The sequence below is a fragment of the Rhizobium sp. RU35A genome, assembly GCF_900156005.1.
Taxonomy (GTDB): Bacteria; Pseudomonadota; Alphaproteobacteria; order Rhizobiales; family Rhizobiaceae; genus Neorhizobium; species Neorhizobium straminoryzae.
Map to the genome: position 1 here is coordinate 184,975 of NZ_FTMR01000003.1, position 17,961 is coordinate 202,935.

19 protein-coding genes are annotated in these 17,961 nt (G+C 62.8%); 2 read left to right on the plus strand and 17 right to left on the minus strand.

Annotated elements, in window-relative coordinates:
- Positions 1-18: 18 nt before the first annotated feature.
- Genes mnhG through F3H95_RS09475 form a run of 6 tightly spaced genes read right to left on the minus strand, consistent with a single transcriptional unit; the run spans position 19 to position 5,998 of the window.
- The gene (mnhG, locus tag F3H95_RS09450) at positions 19-375 is read right to left on the minus strand and encodes a monovalent cation/H(+) antiporter subunit G (RefSeq protein WP_143124206.1); all 357 of its coding nucleotides are present in this window, start codon (positions 373-375) and stop codon (positions 19-21) included.
- Positions 375-656, minus strand: coding sequence for a K+/H+ antiporter subunit F (locus tag F3H95_RS09455; RefSeq protein WP_149745756.1), 282 nt, complete (start codon positions 654-656; stop codon positions 375-377). The genes mnhG and F3H95_RS09455 overlap by 1 nt, the downstream gene beginning before the upstream one ends.
- Positions 653-1,129 (minus strand): Na+/H+ antiporter subunit E, encoded by a 477-nt coding sequence (locus F3H95_RS09460; RefSeq protein ID WP_149745757.1) that lies wholly within the window; start codon positions 1,127-1,129, stop codon positions 653-655. The genes F3H95_RS09455 and F3H95_RS09460 overlap by 4 nt, the downstream gene beginning before the upstream one ends.
- A complete protein-coding gene (locus F3H95_RS09465; protein ID WP_149745758.1) occupies positions 1,126-2,760 on the minus strand; it encodes a monovalent cation/H+ antiporter subunit D in 1,635 nt (544 codons plus the stop codon). Before F3H95_RS09465 ends, F3H95_RS09460 begins: the two co-directional genes overlap by 4 nt.
- The gene (locus F3H95_RS09470) at positions 2,757-3,095 is read right to left on the minus strand and encodes a Na+/H+ antiporter subunit C (protein ID WP_143124131.1); all 339 of its coding nucleotides are present in this window, start codon (positions 3,093-3,095) and stop codon (positions 2,757-2,759) included. Before F3H95_RS09470 ends, F3H95_RS09465 begins: the two co-directional genes overlap by 4 nt.
- Positions 3,095-5,998, minus strand: coding sequence for a monovalent cation/H+ antiporter subunit A (locus tag F3H95_RS09475; protein WP_348530051.1), 2,904 nt, complete (start codon positions 5,996-5,998; stop codon positions 3,095-3,097). Before F3H95_RS09475 ends, F3H95_RS09470 begins: the two co-directional genes overlap by 1 nt.
- A 103-nt stretch (positions 5,999-6,101) precedes the next feature.
- Here F3H95_RS09475 and F3H95_RS09480 point away from each other — a divergent pair, with 103 nt between their 5' ends.
- Positions 6,102-6,389 carry a helix-turn-helix domain-containing protein gene (locus tag F3H95_RS09480; RefSeq protein ID WP_149745760.1) on the plus strand — a complete coding sequence of 96 codons (288 nt, stop codon included), beginning with the start codon at positions 6,102-6,104 and terminating at the stop codon, positions 6,387-6,389.
- Positions 6,390-6,506: 117 nt separating this feature from the next.
- Here the strand turns inward: F3H95_RS09480 and F3H95_RS09485 are convergent, their stop codons facing one another.
- From F3H95_RS09485 to F3H95_RS09535, 11 genes are all read right to left on the minus strand, one after another.
- Positions 6,507-7,274 carry a cyclase family protein gene (locus F3H95_RS09485; RefSeq protein ID WP_149745761.1) on the minus strand — a complete coding sequence of 256 codons (768 nt, stop codon included), beginning with the start codon at positions 7,272-7,274 and terminating at the stop codon, positions 6,507-6,509.
- Between the two features lie 5 nt (positions 7,275-7,279).
- A complete protein-coding gene (locus F3H95_RS09490) occupies positions 7,280-8,197 on the minus strand; it encodes an NAD-dependent epimerase/dehydratase family protein (RefSeq protein ID WP_149745762.1) in 918 nt (305 codons plus the stop codon).
- On the minus strand, positions 8,197-9,174 hold the full coding sequence (locus tag F3H95_RS09495; protein ID WP_149745763.1) for a fumarylacetoacetate hydrolase family protein: 978 nt from the start codon (positions 9,172-9,174) through the stop codon (positions 8,197-8,199). Before F3H95_RS09495 ends, F3H95_RS09490 begins: the two co-directional genes overlap by 1 nt.
- Before the next feature lie 59 nt (positions 9,175-9,233).
- Positions 9,234-9,815, minus strand: coding sequence for a cupin domain-containing protein (locus tag F3H95_RS09500; protein ID WP_149745764.1), 582 nt, complete (start codon positions 9,813-9,815; stop codon positions 9,234-9,236).
- Positions 9,812-10,930, minus strand: a complete 1,119-nt coding sequence (locus tag F3H95_RS09505) for an MFS transporter (protein WP_149745765.1) — start codon at positions 10,928-10,930, stop codon at positions 9,812-9,814. Before F3H95_RS09505 ends, F3H95_RS09500 begins: the two co-directional genes overlap by 4 nt.
- Before the next feature lie 77 nt (positions 10,931-11,007).
- On the minus strand, positions 11,008-12,138 hold the full coding sequence (locus F3H95_RS09510; RefSeq protein ID WP_149745766.1) for an FAD-dependent oxidoreductase: 1,131 nt from the start codon (positions 12,136-12,138) through the stop codon (positions 11,008-11,010).
- Between the two features lies 1 nt (position 12,139).
- Positions 12,140-12,529: a Rieske 2Fe-2S domain-containing protein gene (locus F3H95_RS09515; RefSeq protein WP_149745767.1), complete on the minus strand. Its 390-nt coding sequence runs from the start codon at positions 12,527-12,529 to the stop codon at positions 12,140-12,142.
- Positions 12,522-13,745 carry an NAD(P)/FAD-dependent oxidoreductase gene (locus tag F3H95_RS09520; RefSeq protein WP_210248545.1) on the minus strand — a complete coding sequence of 408 codons (1,224 nt, stop codon included), beginning with the start codon at positions 13,743-13,745 and terminating at the stop codon, positions 12,522-12,524. The genes F3H95_RS09515 and F3H95_RS09520 overlap by 8 nt, the downstream gene beginning before the upstream one ends.
- 54 nt (positions 13,746-13,799) lie before the next feature.
- Positions 13,800-14,744, minus strand: a complete 945-nt coding sequence (locus F3H95_RS09525) for a VOC family protein (RefSeq protein ID WP_143124141.1) — start codon at positions 14,742-14,744, stop codon at positions 13,800-13,802.
- A 28-nt stretch (positions 14,745-14,772) separates the two neighbouring features.
- On the minus strand, positions 14,773-15,441 hold the full coding sequence (locus F3H95_RS09530) for an EthD domain-containing protein (RefSeq protein WP_210248546.1): 669 nt from the start codon (positions 15,439-15,441) through the stop codon (positions 14,773-14,775).
- Positions 15,438-16,610: a prolyl oligopeptidase family serine peptidase gene (locus tag F3H95_RS09535; RefSeq protein WP_143124142.1), complete on the minus strand. Its 1,173-nt coding sequence runs from the start codon at positions 16,608-16,610 to the stop codon at positions 15,438-15,440. Before F3H95_RS09535 ends, F3H95_RS09530 begins: the two co-directional genes overlap by 4 nt.
- Positions 16,611-16,793: 183 nt before the next feature.
- Between F3H95_RS09535 and F3H95_RS09540 the strand changes: the two genes are divergently transcribed.
- Positions 16,794-17,741: a LysR substrate-binding domain-containing protein gene (locus F3H95_RS09540; RefSeq protein WP_185969742.1), complete on the plus strand. Its 948-nt coding sequence runs from the start codon at positions 16,794-16,796 to the stop codon at positions 17,739-17,741.
- Positions 17,742-17,961: the final 220 nt, after the last annotated feature.

The following is a 17,961-nucleotide window of genomic DNA, read 5'->3' on the forward strand; positions in this document are numbered from 1 at the left end:
AGGTCCCAACCCGCCCGCTCAGTTTCCATCGTCGTCGTCCTTCAGCCCGATCCGGTTTCCCTCCGACCGGTCGCGGTGAAGGGCAGCGCGTGCGAGCAGGATCAGCGTTATCGGGGTTGTCAGCGTCACGAAGATGCCGATCAGGATTTCGTGCAGGACGGGGCGCGAGCCGGCGACCGAGAAGTAGATGATCGAGGCGAGCATCACACCGCCGACACCCCAGCTGGTTCCGAGCGTCGGGGCATGCAGGCGCTCGTAAAAGGTCGGCAGACGCAGGAAACCGATCGCCCCGATCAGCGTCAGCATTGCCCCGACGATGAGCAGGACGGATACGATGATCGCCACCCATAGCGGCAGATCTGCAATGGACATCATCATTCGATCACCTCTCCGCGCATGAGGAACTTGGCCAGCGCCACGGTCGCGACGAAGCCGAGCAGGCCGATGACCAGAGCTGCCTCGAAATAGATCAGGCGTCCGCTGCCGATGCCGAAGGTGACGAGCAGCAGCATGGCGATGATATAGACGGCATCGAGCGCAATGATGCGATCCTGCGCGCGCGGACCGACGAAGATGCGCACGGCCGCCACGATCAGCGCGATGGCGAGCAGGATCTTGGCCAGAGAGACGGCGGTGAACAGAATGATTGCGCTCATTCGATGATCTCCAGCAACAGGCTTTCATATCGTTGCTTGATGGTCGCGACCCATGCCTCCTCATCGACAAGGTCGAGGACATGGATCAGCACCGTCTTCTGGCGGCTGTCATAGGCAAGCCAGGCGGAACCCGGCGTGCTCGTCAGGATCACGGACATGGCGGCCAGCGCCACCGGATGCTCGATCTCGAGCGGGATGGTGATGAAGGCCGCGGTGTGCGGCCGCCGCTTTCCCCTGACGATGAGCAGCGCCACGGCGGCATTGGAGCGAATGATGTCGACCATGACCCGGAAGGCGAGAATGGGCAGGAGATGCCACTTGCGGATCTTCGGCTTCTCCGGCCTCAGTGCCGCCAGTGCCCAGCCTGCAAACACTGCAATCAAGGTTCCAAGCAAAAGGTGACCGAGCGTGAAGGCGTTGAGAGTGAGCCACATCACGATCAGGCTGACGGTGAGAAGCGGATAGGGAATCATAACGAACCTCCCGCCTTCGCACCGGTTCCAGGTGCCCAGCCCTCGATCACCACCGCATTGCGCACCGCATCGATATAGGCGGCCGGATTGGCAAGGGTGCGGATTGTGGTGTCCATGTAGCGCATGACAGGCCCGGCCTCGATGGTCAGAAGCAGCGTCAGCGACAGCAGGAACATCACCGGCACCACCTCCACCACCAGGACGCGGGGCACGGTGCCTTCAAGCGAGCCCCAGAAGGTGCGGATGCCGGCGCGCGTCATGGCAATCAGGGCGGCAATGCCGGAGAAGATCACCAGCACGATGAGCGTCCAGACGGCTGCTCCCGGCGTGGTGCCGATCGAGCCGGTGCCCATCATGGCAGACAGCATGGCAAACTTGGCGATGAAGCCGGAGAGCGGCGGCAGGCCGGAAAGCAGGATACCGCAGGCGGCAAAGCACACCCCGAGAATGGCCATGGTGCCGGGCATGGTGACCCCCTCGCCTTCCGCCATGTCATGCTCCTCACCGTCGCCATAGGCCTCCATGGTGACGGCCAGAACGTTGGCGCCGGCATCCTGACCCCGCTCGACCAGTTCGATCAGCATGAAAAAGGCGCCGATCGTCAGCGTGGAGCTGACGAGATAGAGCAGCGCACCGGAGGACACGATACCATCGTTGATGCCCAGCACCATCAGAAGCGTGCCGGAGGAGACCAGCACGGAATAGCCGGCGAGCCTGCCCAGCGCCTGCGAGGCAAGCACGCCGATGGTGCCGAAGACGAGCGTCGCAATGCCGCCGAAGAGAAGGACGTCCGCCCCGAAGCCGGCAGAGGGACCGCTGCCGAACAGCAGCATGGTGAGCCGCAGGATGACATAGATGCCGACCTTGCTGAGGATGGCAAACATGCCGGCAACCGGGGCAGAGGCGGCGCTATAGGCGCCCGGCAGCCAGAAGCAGAGCGGCCACATGCCGACCTTGATCAGGAAGGCAACCCCGAGCACGCCCGCGCCCGCCTCCATCAGCATCAGCCGGTCCGGCTCCATCTGCGGCATGCGCAGCGCAAGATCGGCCATGTTCAGCGTGCCGGCGGTGCCATAGATCAGGCTGACGCCGATCAGGAAGAACAGGGCGGCCACGAGGTTGACGGCAATATAGTGCATGCCGGCCTTGACGCGCAGCGTGCCGGTGCCGTGCAGCAGCAGACCATAGGATGCGGCCAACATCACCTCGAAGAAGACGAAGAGATTGAACAGGTCGCCGGTCAGGAAGGCGCCGTTGACGCCGACCAGCAGCAGTTGGAACAGGCTGTGGTAATGGGCGCCCACCGCATGCCAGCGGGCGAGCGCGAAGACATGCGACGCGACGGCCAGCAGGGAAGCAAGGAGCAGCATCAGCGCCGACAGTCCGTCGATGACAAGCACGATGCCGAAGGGCGCCGCCCAGTTGCCGAGCAGGTAGACATTCTCGAAATCGTTCGGCCCGCTCTCGATGCGAAACAGCACGACGGCATTCATCGCAAGGAGCAGGATGGAGACGAGGCTGATCAGCGCCTTGGTGGTGCGGTTGCGCTCGTCGATCAACAGCAGCAGTGCTGCGGTTGCCATCGGCAGCAGGATCGGCGTGATGATGAGGTGATGGGACCATGACATCATGGCTTCTCGTTCCTCCCGTCGACATGGTCGTTGCCGGTCAGGCCGCGTGCGGCGAGCAGCACGACGAGAAAGAGCGCCGTCGTGGCAAAGCCGATAACGATGGCGGTCAGCACCAGCGCCTGCGGCACGGGATCGCTCAACGTGCTGGCGAGCACCCCGCCCTCCAGCACCGGCGGCCGGTTGCTCTTGACGCCGCCGACCCCGAAGATGAACAGATTCACCGCGTAGGACAGCAGTGAAAGCCCGACGATGACCTGATAGGTGCGTGGCCGCAGGATCAGCCAGACGCCGCAGGTGGTCATCACCCCGATTGCGATGGACAGAACGAGTTCCATTACGCCTCCTCCCGCCTGGCCGCCTCGATTGCGCGCAGACGATTGATGCGGATCGACTGGTGGGCAAGCGCCACGAGGATCAGAACCGTCGAGCCGACGACCAGCGCAAAGACGCCGAGATCGAACAGCAGCGCAGTTGCTGCCGGTATCTTTCCAATCAGCGGCAGTTCCAGATAGCGGAAATGCGAGGTGAGGAAGGGGTAGCCGAGCAGCCATGCGCCGGCGCCGGTGGCCGTTGCCGTCAGGATGCCGGCTCCCATCCAGCGCAGCGGCAGGATGCGGATGCGATCTTCCGCCCAGCGCGTGCCACCTGCGAGATATTGCAGCAGGAAGGCGATCGACAGCGTGAGGCCGGCCGAGAAGCCGCCGCCCGGCATGTCGTGGCCGCGAATGAACAGGTAGACCGCAAACATCAGGATGACCGGGAACATCCACTGCATCAGCACGGATGGAACGAGCAGGTAGTCGCGGACCATATCGCCCGGCGAACGCTCTGGCTGCTCCTCGTCGAAACGGTTCTGGATCTGCTGCTGCTCCGGCATTTCCATGCTGTCGGGCGCCGGGCGGAAACGGCGCAGGAGGGCATAGACGGTGAGGCCGACGATGCCGAGCACGACAATTTCGCCCAGCGTATCGAAGCCGCGGAAGTCCACGAGGATGACGTTGACGACGTTGCGGCCGCCGCCCTGCGCATAGGCGTTCTCGAGGAAATAGGTCGCAATGGCATCAGGCACGGGAATGGTCATCACGGTAAAGGCCACCACCGTCATGCCGACGCCGCAGGCCACCGCCAGCAGCAGGTCGCGGAAGCGGCGGAACCGGCTGCGGAGCGTCATCACGTCGCCGAGGTCAGGGTTGCGCTTCGGCAGCCAGCGCAGGCCAAGCAGGATGAGAACCGTCGTGACGATCTCCACCAGAAGCTGGGTGATGGCAAGGTCCGGCGCCGATAGCCACACGAAAGTAAGGCAGACGACAAGTCCGACGCCGCCCAGCATCACCAGCGCCGCCAGTCGATGGTACTTGGCGTAGACGGCGGCGCCGATCGCCAATGCCATGCCGATCATCCAGATCAGCACGAAAGCCGGATCGATCTGCGAAAAGACGATGGGGCGACGTTCGAAGCCGGCGAGATAGAGGGGCAGCAGGCCAGCCGCGAACCCGATGGCGACGATCCAGCGCAACTGCGGCTGCAGGTTGCGGGTTCCGAGCCGGCTTTCCGCCAGCCTCGCCCAGCGCCAGGAGACGGTGACGAGCACGCGTTCGAAAATGCGCTGGCCGCGCAGGCGGCGGAAATAGGGGGGGCCATCCTCGGATGTCGCCAGATAGCGGCGGAGCGCCATGTAAAGCAGGGTGCCGCCGACGAGCGCAACGAGGCTCATGATCAACGGCACGTTGAAGCCATGCCAGATGCTGAGGCTGTAGTCCGGCGTCCGGGCTCCGAGCACGCTGGCGACCGCTGTCTCCAGGAACGGGCCGATAGACAGGGCCGGAACGATGCCGACGATCAGGCAGACCACCACCAGGATTTCTATGGGAAAGCGCATCCAGCGGGGTGGTTCGTGCGGATGAGGCTTTGGCAGATCGACCGGCGGCGGGCCGAAGAAGACGGTATGGATGAAGCGCAGCGAGTAGGTGACGCTGAAGGCGCCGGCCAGCGTCGCCACATAGGGCAGGATACGGTCGAGCACCGAATCCGCATGGGTTTCCACGGCTTCCGCAAAGAACATTTCCTTGGAGAGGAAGCCGTTCAGCAGCGGCACGCCGGCCATGGCGGCACTTGCGACCATCGCAAGCGTCGCGGTCGCCGGCAGGAAGCGGAAAAGGCCGCTCAGCTTCTGCATATCGCGCGTGCCGGTCTCGTGATCGATGATGCCCGCGGCCATGAACAGCGACGCCTTGAAGGTGGCGTGGTTCAGCATGTGGAAGATGGCGGCGACGGTGGACAGTGGGCTGCCGAGGCTGAGCAGCGTGGTGATCAGCCCGAGATGGCTGATGGTGGAATAGGCAAGCAGGCCCTTAAGATCCCGCTGGAACATGGCGAAGAAGGCGCCGAGCAGCAGCGTCAGCATGCCGGCAAGCCCGACCAGGAAGAACCATTCATAGGTTCCGGACAGCACCGGCCAGAAGCGGACGAGCAGAAAGACGCCGGCCTTCACCATGGTTGCGGAATGCAGGAAGGCCGAGACCGGAGTTGGCGCCGCCATCGCGTTCGGCAGCCAGAAATGGAAGGGAAACTGCGCGCTCTTGGTCAGCGCCCCGAGCAGGATGAAGACGAGCGTCGGCAGATAGAGCGGATGGTTGCGGATCGCATCGCCCGACGCAAGGATCGTGTCGAGATCGTAGCTTCCGACGATGTGACCGAGCAGCAGCATGCCGATCAGCAGGCAGAAGCCGCCAATGCCGGTGACGGTGAGCGCCATGCGCGCTCCGTCACGCGCAGCTGCGCTGCTGTGCCAATAGCTGATCAGCAGGAAGGAGAAGATGCTGGTCAGCTCCCAGAAGATCGACAGCAGGATGATGTTGCCGGAGATGAGGATGCCGAGCATCGCGCCCATGAAGGCGAGCAGGAAGGAGAAGAAGCGCGGAATTGGATCGTCGTCGCCCATGTAATAGCGCGCATAGAGCACCACGAGAAATCCGATGGAGGTGACGAGCATGGAAAAGATCCAGGCAAAGCCATCCATCCGCAGGGAAAAGTCGAGGCCGAACTGCGGCAGCCATTCTGCATGGAAACGCAGCACGTTTCCGTCCGTCACATAGGGATAGGCAAGCGCTGACAGGCCTACGCTCGAAAGGGCCACCACACCGGCGAGAAAGACCGGCAACTGACGGGACGTGGTATTGAGGATGAAGGCGGATGCAAGGCTGCCCAGAAACGGCACCGCCAGAAGCAGAACGAGCAGAAAGGGGGCTGACGTTATCCCAAGCCATCATCCTCCATGATGAAATGCACAGGCCGCAGGCGAAAACACCGGCAGGCTGGAAATGCGTTGAAAAATGCCCTAAATGGCTAGCATTGATGTATATGGGCAGTTTGCAGACATGGGTCAACCCACGAGCGATGCAATTTTGTCACCCGCGCTCTGTCGGGCGGCGCGCGGTTATCTCGACTGGACTCAGGCGGATCTGGCCGAGCATTCGGGGGTGTCCCGCAGCACGATCCGTGATTTTGAAGGCGGTCGTCATCCGATCCATCGGTCGACGGAGGCACAGCTGCGTCTTGCCTTCGAACGTTCGGGCATCGCCTTCATGCGGGCGGGTTGCGCGTGCGTCGGTGTCTATGCCGACAAGTGACGTCACGAGGGGTGCCTCTGCCGCCCTTGCTCTTTTAAAGACAGAAGCCCCTCCGCGACGAGCGTGGAGAGGCTTTCGCTGTCATGACAGCCTGTCGCCGACGGCAAATAATGGATGTCAGTCGAAGATCGCGACCGCACGACACCAGCCGGCGGATCCACCCTTGATCTTGACCGGGAGGCAGGAGACGGTGAAACCGGTGGCTGGCAGATCGGCAAGACGCGTGAGCTTCTCCATATGCATGAAGATGCCCTCGCGGCCAGCCTTGTGCCCCTCCCAGATCAGCCCCGCATCCCTGGTTTCCGCAAAGCGACGGGCCGTCACGGGAAAGGGCGCATCCCAGGACCAGGCATCGGTGCCGGCAATGTGGATACCCTGCTCCATCAGCCAGAGCGTCGCCTCGCGGCCGATGCCGCAGCCGCGACCGAGATAATCCGGGCGGCCATAGGCGGCGCCTGCCGCCGTATTGACCAGCACGATATCGAAGGGCTGGAGCGTGTGTCCGGTCGCCTTCACTGCGGCCTCTACGTCGGCAGCCGTTGCGACATAACCATCCGGCAGATCGCGGAGGTCGAGCTTGACACCGGGCCGGATGCACCAGTCAAGCGGCACTTCATCAATGGTCCAGGCACGCTCGCCCTTGTTCATGGTGGAGGCGAAATGCCAGGGAGCATCGAGATGCGTTCCGGCATGGGCAGTAAGGCTCAGATGCTCGACTGCCCATCCTTCGGCGCCGGGCACTTCGGCAATGTCGAGACCGGGAAAGAAGCGCAGCACTTCCTCGGCCCCTTCCGTGTGGCTGGTATAGCGGATGGTTGGCCCGAGCCCTGGCGGGTCGGCGGGCACGTCGTTTTCAATCGCAACGGACAGGTCGATAATGGTCATGTGGGTCAGTCTCCGGAAAGGGCGGCCGCGGCCAAGGCGTCGAGGTCGGCGTCGGCGCAAAAGCCGAGGGAAAGGGCGGGCGTCGCATCAAGCGGCGGCATGGCGCCGAAGATCTGCCTCAGGCGCTCGTCATGCCCCCAGCGGATCAGGAAGGGTTGCCCGGTGACGCGCGACACCGCCTCGGCGACAGCAGCAACGGCTGCGCTGAGAACCGGCGGCTGGATGACGCTCTTGCTTTCTGTCCCGGTCCTCGCGGCATGCAGCAAAGCCGTCACTGCCGCCGATCGCGACATCCACCAGCAGGTGCTTTCCGCGGGAACCGGGCAGTCATAGGCCTCGCCCGCTGCCACGCGATGGAAGATCTGGCTCATGAAGGCCGAACCATGGCCGCTTTCGCTTGCCGGTCTTGCCACAATGCCTGGAAACCGCAGGCTGATGGCGGAAAGCTCACCCCGGCGTCGGAGGTCGGACAACAGGATTTCCGTCATCCGCTTGTGGGCGCCATAGGTCATGTCCGGTGACAGGGGCGTTTCCTCCGTCACCGTCCGGCCGCCAAGAGCGCCATAGACGGCAATCGACGACGCGAAGACGAAACGGCAGCCCGGCTTTCGCGCTGCCGCCTCCCGCGCGAGCGCCAGCGGCGCCAGCAGATTGGCGGCGAACCCGAGCTCTTGTTCCTTTTCGGCCAGGGCGCCTGGCACGCTTGCGAGATGGAATATCAGATCGAAGCCGGGCTCGAGCAGTTCCTCGAGAAAGGCAGCTGCGGAGAGGTCGCCGCTCCTTTGCTGCATCCCCGGCGAAGCGACGGTGGAAAAGGTCCGATCGGTCAGAACGATTGCCTTGGCATCGGGATAGACGTCGGGCAGCCGTGCGACGAGCCCGCGTCCGAGGAAACCCTCCGCCCCGGTGACGAGAATGCGCATCAGGCCTTCACCACACTCTGGTCGATGATTCCGAACGGCGCGGAGCCATCCGGCAGGCGGGCTTCCATGCGCACGCGATCGCCCCAGGTCAGGAAGGGCGTGCGCGCAGCCCCTTCGTCCAGCAGTTCGATCACCCGGATCTCGGAAATACAGGAGGAACCGGCTGCGCGATCGGCATTCGAAACCGTTCCCGATCCGAGGATGGTCCCGGCTGAAAGCTTTCTGGTATCGGCGCAGTGGGCAATCAGTTCGCCAAAGGAGAAGTGCATCTCGCGGCCATTGGCGCGGCCCACTTCGCGGCCATTGATTTCGACATGCAGCGCAATTCCGACGCGGCCATTGTGCCAGTAAGGTCCAAGTTCGTCCGGTGTGATGGCGACCGGGGCAAAGGCGGTCGAGGGTTTTGCCTGAAGAAAGCCAAAGCCCGCCCGCATTTCGCGCGGGCCGACGGCGCGCAGGGACCAGTCATTGATCTGCACGAGAAGGCGAATATGTGCTTCGGCCTGCTCGGCGCCCGTGCGCATCGGCACCTCCGACAGGACCACGCCGAATTCGCCCTCCATGTCGATCCACAGCGCGTCGTCCGGGAACTCGACATCTGCCAGGGGGCCGCGAAAATCATCGCTCGCACCCTGATAGACGAGCGGGATGGTCTCGAAATCCGGATTTTGCGGTGTCTTGAATGCCTCTTCCATCAGGCGGCCGTGGTTAAGGAAGGCCGAGGCATCCAGCCATTGCGGTGCGCGCGGCAGGGGCGCAAGGCAACGCTCCGGCTGGAAGCGTGTCGCAAAGGGCTCCTCGCCCGCATTCAGACGGGCGTAAAGTGCCTCCAGATCGGGCGATACCATATCCCAGTCATCGAGGGCTGCCTGGAGGGTTGGCGCGATGCCGGTTGCAGGAATGGCGATGGTGAGATCGCGCGATACGACCCACAATTGCCCGTCGCGGCTTCCGTCGTGATAAGTGGCGAACTTCATGGAGACCTCGTTCGGCCCTTTGCGGGGCCTTGTCTGCTGGTTATTGGCGCTGCCGGGCGTCAGTGCCCGGCAAGCTGTTCTGCAAGGGCCGGATCGTATGTGCCGGACACCAGCACAAACAGCATCCGGCACGGCGCGCCGGAGCGATTGGCCCAGGCATGGTTGGTGCCTCGCTGGATGACGACCGAACCCGGCTTCAACAGCACTTCGTCATCATCCAGAATCAGTGTCATTTCACCATCGATCACGATGCCGTAGTCAATGGATTCCGTGCGATGCATCAGCGGATGCGGAGAATGTTCCCTGACCGTCGAGGCTGCACGGTCGCCAATCTCCTCGAAGGCATCGCCCATGCGTGCGCTGCCGTTCTGTAGAAAATCCTCGGTATCGGGAGGAATGTCCACGAAGCGGATCCGGGTGCCGCCCGCAGGCGGGGGAAGGACCAGGGGGCCCGTGGTCGGATCGGCCCCGTTGTCGACGCGCGCCGGGCTTTCGCCCGTTGCCCAGACCTCGTGGAAGACGGTGCCGGGGATGGCCGCCAGTTCCACGACGGTCGGCAAGGGGCCGACCTCGCTGAGGGCGGAGCGGCCATCTTTCGTGTGTCCGGTGATGATCCGGGTGATCGGGGGGAATTGACTCATGCGATCTTTGCCTTGGTGAAAAAGCCTATGGCGATAGCGGCGACGACGACGGCGGCCATGCCCAGCGCTTCGAAGCCCAGGTTTTCACCCAGTGCGCCGCCGACAATGGGCCCGAGGGCAGCACCGACCATCAGCGTCGCGGGGGTTGCTGCGGTTGCGCGTCCGGTGGGGTCCAGCGTGGCCAGTCGTCCGAAAGCGAAGGTATGGGTGAAGATCTGCACGGCCACGAAGACGGCGGCGGCCGGTGCCCACACCGCGAACAGCGTGGCGCTGGTCACGATCACGGCCAGAACGGCCTGGATCGCCGGGCCGATCTGGGTGACGAGCGGCGCCGACACGCGCGTCTGGAGCAGAGCTGCCAGCGGGGAAGGCACGAAAAAGTTCACGAAACCCAGCGCAATCAGCGCCGCCAGGACATGCTCCGGTTCGAAGCCGCGTCCCTTGCCGATGACCTCCACAAAGGAAAAGACCATGGACTGGTTGAAGGTCATGATGCTGATGCCGAAGATGGTGAGCCATGTGGCACGGCTGAAGGGGCTTTTGTCATGGCGAATGCGGCTGGTGGGATTGCTGAACAGAAAGCCGCAGGCAAGAGCCGCGATCACCATGATGCCGCCGAACACCTGGAACAGCACCGGTCCGCCGCGAACGATCAGAAGCTGCGGGATTGCCGCCAGGAGAATGATGGCGAACAGGCCGATGGCAATGCCGGCAAAGGCAAACAGACGATGCGGATTGACAGCCTGTCCCATGGTCCCGTGAATGATCGACAGGGCCGTGCCCGCCGAGATGCCTGCGATGAGATGCAGCAGGGCGAGCATCGCAAAGCCGGACTGGGTGGAGGCAATGAAGAAGGCGAGTGCGGTGATGGCAAAGCCCAGTGTCGAAAGCAGCTTGTGGTTCAACTGATTGAAGCGGGGGGCAATGCTGGCACTCGCTCCGACTGCTCCCAGCAGGAAGAGAGTGGCCAGTGCGCCAGCCTCCTGCGGGCTGAAGCCGTAGCGCTCGACCAGCGCCCCGACCCAGACGGGAAGTGCTACGAGATCGAGCATTCCCGCACAATGGCCGATGACGAGTGCGACCGATCCGGCCACACCGAATTTCTGTCCTGACATTCACGCTCCTCCGATGGTTCTGCGCCAGGGCAAGGGCGGGCGACCTCCTCAGTCGCCGCGCCGGCGCGATGTCTGTTTCAGATGGCTTCCGCAAGCGTCTTCATGGAAGCCTGCATGATGGCTGCGTGCTCTTCCCTGCTGCCGCCATGGATTTCGATATCGGCGAGACGACCGGAGTTCTCCACCACCATCCGGCACCGCTCCCAGCGGCGTGCCTCGAAACCGGAAAGCGCAGACAGGATATCCTCTGCTGCGGCCAGTTCTTCCGCGAGCACCATGGCATCCTCAATGCCGATGCAGGCGCCTGCGGCCAGATGTGGCGTGGTTGCATGCACGGCGTCGCCGATCAGCACGACGCGGCCGTTCGACCACGGGCGCGGCAGAAGCATCTGCTCCAGCGGGCGATAGACGATCTGATGCTCCGACGAGAGTTCCGCTGCGATCGTGCGAATGATGGGGGAGGAAAAGCGCTCCAGCAGGCCGCGCAGGGTTTCCACGAAGGTTTCCGGCGCCACGAAATCGTTGGTCGCGCGATCCTCCGTGAGGAACAGATAGGCCTGATCCTTGCCAACGCCGTTCAGGCCAACCTTGACGGTCGGTCCCATCCACATGGCAACCGTGTTGATACCGGCCGGCTTCGGCAGCACGGCCCGCCAGACCGACTGGCCGATGAAGCGGGGCTTCGGCGCGTGCGGAAAAATTTTTGCCCGTACGGCGGAATAGAGCCCGTCCGCGCCGATCACCAGATCGTAGCGGCCTTCGGTGCCGTCGTTGAAGTGTACCGTCACGCCGTCTGCATCCTGATGCAAATCGGTGAAGGTGATGCCAAGCCTGACGCGCGTGCTGGACGCCCGCACGGCGTCGGACAGCATCTTGGCAAGCGCCGGGCGCATGATGCCGCCACCGCCGGGAATGTCGGGACCGGCGACGCGCGGCGTCGGTAGTGTCACCAGCACCCGGTCGTCCGGCCCGCGCATCTCCACACCGTCGCTGGCAAAACCCTCTTCGAAGAAGCGGTCGATCAGCCCGAGTTGCTTGAGCACGCGAAGCGTTGAGCCATGCAGGCTGATACCGGCACCATAGGAGCGCCAGCCCGCATCGATTTCCACCAGATCCACGGCAAAGCCGTTGCGGGAAAGCTGGAGCGCGGCCGTCATGCCGGCAAAGCCGCCGCCGACGATCAGCACGGTCTTGATATGCGAATTCATGTCAGATCTCCTCCGTGGGACCGGCGACGAAAACGTCCCCTTCATCTCCCACCACGATATTGACGCGTGTCAGTTGCTGCCCGAGGCATGGGCCAAGGATGCACTGCCCTGTTTCCATGTCGAACAGGGCATGGTGCGAGTGGCAGGTCAGGTGTGTCTTGTCGCCGTTCATATAGGCGTCGGTTTTCCACGCCATTGGTGTTCCGGTTGAGTAATGCGGGCAGGCGTCACGCCAGGCATGCAGAACGCCGTTGCGCCTGAGCACGATGATCTTGCGGCGGGAACCGGCGAGAGGCCCGAAGCCGCGCGCCTCCCCCTCGCCGATGTCCGAGGCACGACAGAGCAGATGCCGCGTCTCCGTATGCTGCAGGAGTGCCGTCGGATCAGACATGCAGTTCCCTCAACGACAGCGACATGCGTTCTGCATCCGCCAGATAGTCCTTTTCCACCATGGACTGCAGCAGCCGCGTGCGATCAAAGACCTGATCGCGCAACCAGGCGAGCGGCTTCGGCATCCGGTGGAAGACATTGCCAAGCTTGCGGGCAAACTCGACCTGATGGTTGCAATACCCGACCCGATCCGCTTCGAAGGTGCCGATGGCACGATCGACGGCGGCGCGATCGGTCAGATCGGCCTGCCCCAGCGCGCGCGCCAGGAAATAACCGTCCTCGATGGCCATGCCCATGCCGTAGGCTGCATAGGGGGAAACGGGATGGACGGCATCGCCCAGACAAACCACTCTTCCGTTGGACCACTTGGAGAGCGACGGACGGTTGTAGACCTCCCAACGGAAGATCTGCCTGGCGAAATCCGTGCGGTCGGCAAACAGGTTCATCGGATAGGCAAAAGGTGCCAGAAGCTTGCGCACATGCTGCTCCGGATCCACTGGAGGTGTGGCATCGGCCGAGGATTTCTCGACGATCCACCACTCGAAACCGGGCTTGCCGCCATGCTTCATCGGAAAGTAACTTGCCTGCACCTCGCGGCCGTGATGGAGAGCGCCGATGTCCTTCGGAAGTTCCGGAATGTCTTCGCACCATGCAAGCCAGACGCGCAGGCCGACATGGAACAGGTTCAGTGGTCCGAGAGCCTGTTCCGAAACCTTGGAGCGGATGCCATCCGCGCCGATCAGGAGGTCGACGGCAACCTGATTGCCATTGTCGAACTTCACGATGATTTCGTTGCCACGTTCTTCATAGGCGCTGAAGCGGTGGCCTGGCGTGATCACCGAGGGGTCGAGCGCATTGAGCGCCTCGAGCATCTTGGCATAGGCAGACGATCGCAGGATGCCGTAGTGCCATCCTTCGATGCCCATTGCCCTTTCGACGTCGCGGTTGAACGGCAGGTCGACGCGAACCTCGCCTTTCGGATTGCGAAACTGTACCCGCGTCTTGAGGCCGAAATTGTTGATGACGTCGATGCCGTAGTTCCGAAGCACCGCCAGCACCGGCACCGACAATAGTACGGCCCCGCCGAGTGGCTTCGGCTCCGGATTCTGCTCATAGAGCCTGACGTCGTAGCCGGCCTTTCGAAGGGCGATTGCTGCCGATACGCCCCCCGGCCCTGCGCCAACGATTGCGACACGTTTTCCGGTTCGCTGTTCCAAATTCCATCCTCCCAGTCTTTTCAATCCGTGCCGGTGCACTCCTCCCAGAGTGCGTCAGTGCTTGGCCCCTGGGGGTGGACCGCCGGGGGCCCACTTCTCGCGCATTTCGAAGAGAACGATCTGTGAGGCTTCCGCACCCATGGGCGCCTCCCGCGCCACCCAGGTGTCATCATGCTTGTCCATGTCGGCGTCGTATTCGAAGTGGCAGCCAAGCGGGCTGTTGAAATACCAGAACCAGTTCGATCCGAACTTGTGGCGACCGGGCCCCCAGAAGCTCTGGTAGCCCTTCTTGACGAAGCGGGTGCCGGCAACCATCAGCTCGGTCGGTCCGCCCATGTGGAACGCCAGGTGCTCGCATCCCTTCATGTATTCCGGCGTGCGGATGAAGAAGAGCGTGTGGTGATCGTCATTGGCCCTTGGTCGCAGGAAAGGACCGGCGCCGGTCAGAACGTCGGTGATGACGAAGCCGAGGCGATCGCAATAGAAACGGGCCGCGATTTCGATATCCGGGACGAAGAGCACGACGTGGCTCAGTGTTCGCGGCAGGGCGGGCATTTCTTCCCACACGCCGATCTCGTTCGGACGGCGCTGGGCGGGAGCGCCGGGAGCATTGATCTTTTCCGCGGGCATGTCGAGTTCACGGCGGATCGTGACCTGGAACTTCAATTCAAAGCCGTGGTCGTCCTTGAACTCGATCGAACCGTCCGAAAGGCGTGTGACGCGGCGGTCGCGACCGAGTTCCGCTTCAATCGCATCGAGATCCTCGGCGGCGCGAACGCCATAGACCTGCTGGCGCAGCATGTTGGACGTCGGCAGCGGGGGCGGCAGCGTCGGGTCTGCCTTGTGGCGGACGATGATGCCGGTACCATCCAGCGTCTCGAAAAGTCCGCCGCTCTCGGTGACATTCACCGGCTTCAGCCCCCAGGCCGTCAGATATTCCGTGCAGGCAGCGACATCGTCGACACCGAAGATGAGGTAGTCAGGACCGATGATGTTCATGATAGCAATCCTTGGGATCAGTGCCGGATCAGCCGGCGTTGAGAACATATTCGCGGGCAATCGCGATCGAGATGTTTCCCTGCCCGGCGGTCAGATGATGGCGGATGGCCTCACGACAGGCCTGCGCAAATCCGATCGCGACCGTTTCGTCAGCCAGCAGGAAGATATCGATCGCCTTCACCGGTGAAGGCACCGCAGGGACGCAGCGGCTTTGGCCGAGAAGAGCGCTTGTGCTGTCACCCAGCGCCTCCGTCAGGGCCGCAATGACAGGTGCATCAGCATGCCAGAACAGGAACACTTTCACGCGGCCGGCGGTGGGGTGCTCCGGAGCATGCGTGATCTCTTCATGCACGGGGATGCCGACGACCCGCTCCGGATCGACCATGTTGGGCTCGTCCGGCAGGAGGTGCGTCCGGTAGTGGTCGGTTTCCCGTCCAGCCTTCAGCGTGGCAATATCAGGTGCCCAGATTTCCGTCACGAAATCGAGACCAAGGGCAAAGGGTTCCGCCTGTCCTTCCCCGCCGGGAAAAATGCCGTCGAAGACATGGTTCTGGACATAGCGTCGCGGCGCCTTCTCAGGCTCGGCAGCGATGTAGTCAAGGACCAGCTTGCCGTGCACCTCCTTCATGTGGTGGCGGTGCTCCGCCAGCGTCTGGCCACGCTTGCGACGGCCGGCCATCAGGATCTTGAAACTCATGCCTTGCCTCCCCTGGCGGTACGTCCTCCAAGAATCTCGGCCACCCAGTCGGCGATGTAGGCGCCTGCATTGGCGGAATTGTCGAAGCTGGAATGCTGCACGCCGCCGGTGCGCTCGTCGAAGATCTTCAGCTCGCGCTTCGGGCTGTTGACCAGCTGGTCGTAGGTGGCATGTGCCCATTGCAGCGGGATCTGGCTGTCCTTTTCGCCGTGCGTGACGAGGAAAGGTACGCGGATGCGGTCGAGGATCCCGTTCAGATGAACCTTTTCGGCGATGGTCATGAAATCGTCCATGTCCTTGGCGCCCCAGACCCACATCACATGGCTCCAGTAATGCGGCACGGGGAAATTGCCTTCGCGGGCAAGACGCTTCTTCTGCACATCGCGCCAGTCGTGATTGGCGCCCCAGACCACTCCGCAGGCAAAGCGCGGCTCGAAGGCCACTGCGCGCGGGCAGTAGTAGCCGCCGAGAGACACACCTTCCATGCCGATGCGCTTCGGATCCACGTCGGGTCTGGTTTCCAGCCAATCGACCACGCGCGAGGCCCAGTGCTCGCTGTCGAAGCGGGCGGTCAGACCCTGCAGGCGCAGTGCTTCACCCGTGCCGGGCTGGTCGACGATGAGCGAGGCGACCCCGCGCTTGGCAAGCCAGGTTGGCAGGCCGACCAGAAACTTCATCTCCTTGGTGCTGTCGAGGCCATTCACCTGCACGAGCAGGGGGGCCGGGCCATCGACGCCTTCGGCCGGCACATAAAGCGCCGACAGATGCGTCCCCTCATAGGGGATTTCCACGCGGCGGCAGGGCGAGCCCGACAGATCCAGCCCCTTGGCGAAGGCCGCAAGGAAACGCTGATAGAGCGCAACGCGACCTTCGGAGCCGTGGGCAAGCAGGCGCTCGGCTGTCAGCATGTAATTGGCGGCGCGGATCAGCTTTTCACCGGCAGAGATCAGGCGGCCGCGTTCCTCGTCTTCTTGCGCGAGAGAGACGAGCTTGTCGGCCATGCGGATCCAGGTTTCACGGAATGCCTGCGTGCCTGCGGCGTCCGGCGCCTTCGCTGCGTCCTGCAGCGGCGCGCACATTTCCTCGATCTCTCCCATCCGGGCACCCATTTCGATCGACAGGTTGACCGAAAGGTTCCAGACGTAATTGGTGGGAAAGTACTTGAACATTGGGTCTCCTCGAACGCGCCACCCGGGCGATGCTGTCGACGGGAGAACCATCGCGCAGGACGTCCTACGCCCTGCCTCGATATCTCCTCCCCGAACCGAGACTTAACGAACATCAATCTGTTTACAAAATTGCTTCGATGAATGATTTGTATTGATGGAGTGAATACAAAAGAGGGTGCAGGCATGCGCTTCAAGAACCTTGATCTCAATCTGCTCGTGGCGCTCGACACGCTGATCCGGATGCGCAATGTCAGTCGCGCCGCAGAAGAAATGTTCATCACGCAGTCGGCCATGAGCAATGCGCTGGGACGTTTGCGTGACTATTTCGATGATCCCCTGCTCATTCAGGTCGGCCGCTCGATGGAACTGTCGCCGCTCGCAGCCTCTCTCGAGGAGCCCCTGCGCGACATCATCGTGCGTATCGAGGCTGCGGTGGTCTCAACGCCGTCCTTCGATCCGGGGGAAGCGACTCGCAGCATCGGACTCGTGGTATCCGATTACATGCTGCATACGATCATGCCGCCGCTTCTCGAACTGGTGACCGCGCGCGCGCCCGGAATGCAGATCCATTTCCGGGCCCAGCAGAATTTCCCCCACATCCTGCTGGAGCGTGGCGAGGCGGATCTGCTGGTGGCGCCAAGCCTGTTCTGTTCCACGAACCACCCGTCGGAGGTGCTGTGGGAAGACCCGCTCTGTTGCGTCATCGATGCCGCTTCCAAGCTTGAGGGTGATCGCCTTTCCATGGAGGATTTCCTTGCTTCGGGGCATGTGGTGATGCGGCCTCCGAACGGAGGAGAAAGCTATGCCGAGCGTATCTGTCGCGAGGTCGGCTTGCGGTTTCGGGTCGAGGTGACCACCTTCTCATTCTCTTCCCTGCCGTTGCTGGTACGCGGCACTCCACGAATCGCGGTTGTGCAGCGCAGCCTCGCCAGCCCTATCCTCCGGCTCGGAGGCGTGCGACTGATGGAGCCCCCTGTGGTGCTGCCGCCGCTTGAGCAATCCATACAGTGGCACAGTCACCGTGTGCGCGATCCAGCTTTGATGTGGATGCGCGAGCAGATGCATGAGGCGGTCCGTCTCGCTACCCGGCGAATGCAGGAGGCGGAGGCATTTGCGTGTGCTTCTGCGTAAATACAGCCTGGCGCTAGTATTTATGGTGTGAATGGCAAGCATTGCGAATGACGATTTTACATTCGTCAAATGCAGCCCTAGTGACGGGGAAAGGGCGTTCGCTGGGCATATCGGGAAAGAGGATACCAGCAGGACGGATCGGAGGGGTGGGGAGGTCGTTCCGGCAGGAGGTCGGGATCGACATATGCCCAGCAGAGGGCAAGACCACAGGACAATCAGG